This is a genomic window from bacterium, assembly GCA_037131655.1.
GTDB lineage: Bacteria > Armatimonadota > Fimbriimonadia > Fimbriimonadales > JBAXQP01 > JBAXQP01.
The window spans coordinates 1-5,819 of sequence record JBAXQP010000178.1; the positions used below are offsets into that span (position 1 = coordinate 1).

Here is a 5,819-nt window from a genome sequence, read left to right on the forward strand (position 1 = left end):
CATCATGATGGAAGAACTCAGCGCTATGCGCTGCCCAGTCCTGCATTGTCGTTGCACCGCCAAGACATGCTGCTGCAGCTACTCTTTCGTCAAGGGCAGCCGTCATGCAGGCATCTACCGCGCCAATACCGGTCCCCACTATTGTCAGGCATTTTGCGTCGACATCAGAGCGTCCTAGTAAGTACTCCACTGTCGCCATGTCGTCCCAAAGGCGAATGGCAAGCGGTGGGATGTCTACCGAGTCCCCCACACCGTAAAGGTCTACCAGTCGTTCACATCCATGCATATGTTCAGGAGTTGCGACAAGATAGCCTTGCATGGCAAGCTCTTTCGACACGCACTCGCAAGTCCAACTGACACTACGGTTGCTCTCGCCCGATACGATGACAGTCGGCATCTTCTTACCGGTGTTTGCCTTGAGGTAGCGTACTTGGAGCATACACTTGAGCTTCTCGTTCATGGGAATAGCTACTATCTCGCAGCAAAGACTTTCTTCTGCCTGAAGGTACAGTCCCACCGTATCACCCAGCTTATCGCCCATGAAAACATAGTTCTCACGCAACCAACCAAGCGCCTTATCGCGCTCCATATTCCATTTGTCAAGTGTTGTTGGGAGTGGCTTGGCGTTCTTCGCCATCTGTTCTGCGAAGTGCTGGATCATGCTGAAATTCTGCTTGTCTACTTTGCCGCAGGGCAAGGGAGCGGCATGAGATGGCGGCAGTCCTTTGAGGTACTTATCAAACCAAGCGTCAATCTCTTTGATGAACGGCATAAAGTCGTGACACTCTAATCGGCGGATGTGCTGGAACTTGTCGGGAACGCCATACATGCCGAAAACTACTTCGAGCGTATCAGTAACTTTATTATAACCTTCCAAAGGCCACCAGCCATCGCCGGAATTACTCACGATTAATACTGGCCGAGGAGCGATGCAGGCGGCTATCTCATGCCAATCGGTGTGCTGGAGAATGCCCCACACCCACGGGGAGGGGTCGGAAAGCGAAACTTCCTGTTCAAATGGCATGCAAGCCCAGGTTTCGTAAGTCGTGGTTCCGCAGACAGGAATGGCCATTTGGAAACGGTCATCGAGCGCTGCTGCAAGCCATGTTTGCTCTGATCCTTGGCATAGACCGCACACACCAATCCGTCCCTGATCAACATCATCACGGGTGAGCACATAGTCGAGAGCGCGCAGGTTGTCGAAGACCTGAATACCCATCGCCTGTGTGCCGGCGGACGCCGCAACCCCATATTGCCCTGCGAAAGCATTTTGACGCTTATTCACACGCGGGTCGTCGACAATCATCACCAAATAGCCCTGCTTAGCCATGTGCTCACAAAAGTCCACACCAGAGCCTAGCCCATACAGCCAACCCGGAGGCGAAACAATCGTCGGTAACTTGCCTTTCACATCTTTGGGTCGCATCACACGCCCTGAAACAAAGGTATGATCTGCCCACAGGAAGTCTACATCTTCCCAGATCAGTCCGTCCTTCTCGTAGGTGTTGGTAATCTGTGCCTTCATCGGCTCTCGCTCAGGCAGGCCTAAAGCCTTCGCTAATTCGGCTCGAACCACCTGTCGGCGAGCTTCCCATGTCTTAATATCCTTCGGCAACATAGGAAGTTTTGCCCCTAGCACCCTCGCCTGTGCGTTCAGATATGGCATTATGTAAGCGTCTTTATGCATCTTATACTCCTTATGAATTCGTGTCTCATTTTAAAACTAATAGTCGGTCTTTACTGTCATCGCCAGCTTTAATCTTCAACCCCAACGGCGTCATCTCCGCCTGATAGCTCCAACCAGAAGGATATTGACCAACTACCTGCGAAGCGCTGCAATATCGGCTGTCAAGTTGCACCGTCATGTCGCCATCGTCGATCAGGTGCAGTATCCATCGACCTTCTTTCTCCTGACGGGTCACTACTGCTTGCTTATTCTCACTCGTTTTCATTTGCAGATGCCCGATCAGCGAATAGGCGGCGGCTTGGATGAGCGATATATTATCAGATGTGGCTAAATAGGCGATACGCCCTTTTTCATAGGAATTGACGTGCAGTACTGGCATTTTGTCACCGTCAATCTCACCCATTATAAGCGTTTCACCCTGCTTCACATTTACTTCGTTAAATGCTTTCGCTTTAATCACAACAGGGAAGTGACCCGTTTCAATCACCCCAGTGCCCCGCAATTCAATATTGCCAGGATTGTCATGCCTCTTAATAAAGCTAACACCCATCTCCCTAGCAAGTGAAAAATCGCTTAATGGCTTGCCGTTCGCATCATATCGCAGCGCATCGCCGATAACAAGAAGCTGACCACCCTTCTCGACATAACCCTTCAGTGCCTCTAACTGTTCAGCCTGCAAGTTGCAGGTCTCAGGAAGTACCAGGAGCTTGTAGCTGGAGTAGTCATTACTTGGCAAGTCGAGGTTGCTGATGAACTGAGGCACTTGGCTTCGTCCAAGCCAAGCATAGGCAAGGTCTGACAACAAGTTAATATAAGGGGCGCGGTCGTATTGTGGATACCGATAGCGCGTTTGTTCGCAATACACCAAGCCCAAATAGGGCACAGGCTTTGTATCAACCAGATAAGGCTCAATCTCCTTGACCATCGAATAGAATGGACCGAGGTCGTTGTAGAACCAGGGCTTCTCGTGTTCTTCCGGCAAGATGGTCTTGTGGTCAACCGCAAATGGAGCATAAGAACGAGCGCCCAATGCCACTGACAAGCGGCGCTCCGGCGTTCGGATAAGATGCCCGACGATCGTGCCTTTAAGGTTCAAAACACCTGTGAGTATAAGCTGGAGAAATGGACTGCCCCCTTCACAATAGGACATATCCTGCACCCTTGCCACATCCATATCTGCTGGGCTATCGCCTAACCCAAATGCAAGATGGTTCTGCCATGTCTCCACATTTGGTTTAACGGCGCGGCAGGCATGGTGAAGGCGTAACACAACTCGGCTGATAGTAGCCTTCGCAAACTCATGCCATTGGGGGAAGTTGCTCTCATCGAAGACTGCCGGTATCTCTTCGCCAAACTGTTCCCAATAGGCTTTCTTGCAGTATTCACACCGACACTTCTTAGGCTGGCTCAGAATATCCCAGCGTAATGCATCCACAGGAAACCTGCGAAGCACTTCCTCTGAATAGGCGGTCACCAGGTCGATATAGGGTGAATTTGAGCATATCGGCCCGCCGAAAGTGCTTTCCCAAAAGCCTTCCCCTGGGTTAGCATATTCAGGGTGTTCGTCAGCATACTTCTGATTGCAACCGATCGTGACATACCCCAGCGCCGCAATATCGCGCTTATGAAGCTCTTCGATGCACTCTCCAAACCAGTCCATCTTTCCAAGGGTAGGAAACTTATCTCCGAATTCGGAGTCATAGGTCGTAAATCCCTGATGAGGCACTGCCAGCAGCAGCACCGCGTCCAAATTAATTGCCTTGGCAAACTCAGCGATCTCCACTGGGCTAGACTGGGTAAAGTACTCATCCATCCGAGCCTTGAAGAACTGTGTCTGCCAGTTAAAATCAAGACACAACTGCCGAAAGCAATTAGAAGCCCCTTTCGGCACATACTCCGCCACTGCTTTTAAGTCCATCAACTACTCCTTATCGGAAACCTCACTCCCTACTACATAGACCCCTCTCCGTGACACGGAGAGGGGTAAGCAAGGTATGGCCTTGGCTTAACTAAATGTGGGGTGAGGTTTTGCAATCCTTACAGTGTCCGCAAATACCCTGCTGCCTCGATAATATCTGCTGCGGGGTCTTCGCCGGTCTCTCGTTCGATCGTAAGGAAACCATCGAAACCCACTTCATCAAGCACAGCCAAATAAGTGGGGAAGTCGACATTACCCTTGCCCAACGGCACTTCCAATGGCGAAGGCACGCTGCGGTCGGGCTTGGAGTACTGGACACCATCTTTAGCATGCGTATGGACGATGTAATCCTTCAGTACTCTCACGCCGTTGATGTGGTCGAAGCCGTTCATCGCCAAATTGGCGGGGTCGTAGTTGACGGCGATGCCTTTGCTGGGGATAGTCTTCAGGAAGGCATAAAGTTCTTCAGCGCACTCAGGGCCGGTCTCACTGGCGAAATAAATTCCTTTGCTCTCAGCATACTTGGCCAGCACGGTCATCGCTTCCTGACACACCTTGTAGCTAGGATCATTCATGTCCGTCGGTAGTGTCCCGATGTGGGTAGTAATCACATTCGTACCCAAATCAACCGCCAAGTCCACACAGGCTAATGACTTCGGCACATACTCATCATTCTTATTGGCATCCAAGAAGCCGTAGCCATAATCGGCACACAACGCGCTAATTACAAGCCCTTGGCTCGCTACGTAGGCTTTGAAATCGTCCCTGCCAGTCTTCGTCATATTCTCGGGCGCCATCACGCCCCCCGTCACGAAAACCTGGAACCCATCCAATCCCAATTCAGACGCTTTCTTGATCCCGTCCATAATCGGCATCGGGAAACTCTCCACCATAACCCCAACTTTGCGCTGTCTCATTCTGAAATTCCCCCTGTATATAAAAGTGATAGATGACAATCAAACCAAAGCCAATTAAACCTTCCCACCAAAGCAAAATGCTACAGATACGTGACGGTTTATCCGCATTATAGTGGGCAAGCGCCCTTCTACCCACACATCAAAAAAGGCAGGGCATAAATAAACCCTGCCAATACGAATAAATATCATCTATAGAAACGAACTCGTCTAAGCGGCCTTTTCGACGTCCTTGCCCTTACCACCCGCTGTAACAGCGAGGAGGGGAACGATCGTGAGAGGTACTACCGCTGTTTCCTGGCCGGTCACTGTATTCACAAACCGATAGCCTGTCGCATACACACCGTTCGGCAAAGTCACGTTTGTCGTGAGCGTACCGGCGGTAAATGCGAAGAAACCCTTGCTGCGGTATCCGTTAGAGGAGGGTACACAGTTGAGGGAGTTCAGCTTTTGAATGAGTAGTTCCGTCTTCACGTTCGTGGCATTCGCACCGGACGCGGTAAAGGTAATCACACCAGTGTTGCTGGTCGTGGTGACGGTGAGGGCATCGCCCGTAAAGACAGTCAACGGCGGGGTCGTAGGGACTGTGCCGGTGGGATTGACCTGCAGGAACTTAGTCCCCAGCTTTACAAACGCGCTAATGGCAGAAAGGTTAAAGACCTTGCCGGTCGTCTCAGAGGTTTCATTCCATGTCTGAGCATACCCTTTCCATGCCGCATTCTGGGTTGGCGAGAAATTCTTGAACAGTTTCGTAACCTTCGACAAGTTTGCGCGAACAGCAACCTGCGCCGGGGTACTGGGATTAGACGGGCTAACCCACTGCTTCAACACGATGCCTTCTTTAGTGTCAGCAAAGACCGCGGTTCCAACCTTCCCCGAGACCTTGCTCATAAATGCATTCAGGGCAACTTTCCCCATGATTTACACTCTCCGGTAAAATTGATATTTTGTACTACAAAGGCAATCCCAATCATCGGCAACCCCCGGTAGTTTCTGGAGGGTGTGGGTTCGAATGACTAACACCTCGCAGGGGTGTTAGTCTGAAGGAAGTGAAGAATCTACCTGGGATGGATATGCTTCGGCCTAAGGCAATACTATGCAGCTTTTTGTCTATCAGACAGATTCCACGGCTTCGCCTCTGAATGACACCTGACGGTGTAGGGGGCTTTGCCCCCTTGCCCCCTTTATGACACGCTTTGCGAGTATGGGGTTGTGCCAAACTCCCCCGCTGGGTTGAGGGGATACATGACGCTGATTACACACCCCACCCCAACACAACAAAGTTGTGTCATTCAGAGCG

4 protein-coding genes are annotated in these 5,819 nt (G+C 51.0%); all 4 read right to left on the reverse strand.

The window, feature by feature from the left end:
* The coding region (locus WCO51_08900) for a dienelactone hydrolase family protein (GenBank protein MEI6513377.1) at positions 1 to 1,687 on the reverse strand (1,687 nt) is incomplete at its 3' end.
* Between the two features lie 25 nt (positions 1,688 to 1,712).
* On the reverse strand, positions 1,713 to 3,605 hold the full coding sequence (locus WCO51_08905; GenBank protein ID MEI6513378.1) for a family 10 glycosylhydrolase: 1,893 nt from the start codon (positions 3,603 to 3,605) through the stop codon (positions 1,713 to 1,715).
* A gap of 119 nt (positions 3,606 to 3,724) precedes the next feature.
* Positions 3,725 to 4,522 (reverse strand): sugar phosphate isomerase/epimerase family protein, encoded by a 798-nt coding sequence (locus tag WCO51_08910; GenBank protein ID MEI6513379.1) that lies wholly within the window; start codon positions 4,520 to 4,522, stop codon positions 3,725 to 3,727.
* A 207-nt stretch (positions 4,523 to 4,729) separates the two neighbouring features.
* On the reverse strand, positions 4,730 to 5,437 hold the full coding sequence (locus WCO51_08915) for a hypothetical protein (GenBank protein MEI6513380.1): 708 nt from the start codon (positions 5,435 to 5,437) through the stop codon (positions 4,730 to 4,732).
* Between the last annotated feature and the right edge of the window lie 382 nt (positions 5,438 to 5,819).

What these genes read in the sequence shown, in the direction of transcription:
- WCO51_08905 (MEI6513378.1), bottom strand. Translation starts at nt 3,605, where the DNA reads ATGGACTTAAAAGCAGTGGCGGAGTATGTGCCGAAAGGGGCTTCTAAT.
- WCO51_08910 (MEI6513379.1), bottom strand. Translation starts at nt 4,522, where the DNA reads ATGAGACAGCGCAAAGTTGGGGTTATGGTGGAGAGTTTCCCGATGCCG.
- WCO51_08915 (MEI6513380.1), bottom strand. Translation starts at nt 5,437, where the DNA reads ATGGGGAAAGTTGCCCTGAATGCATTTATGAGCAAGGTCTCGGGGAAG.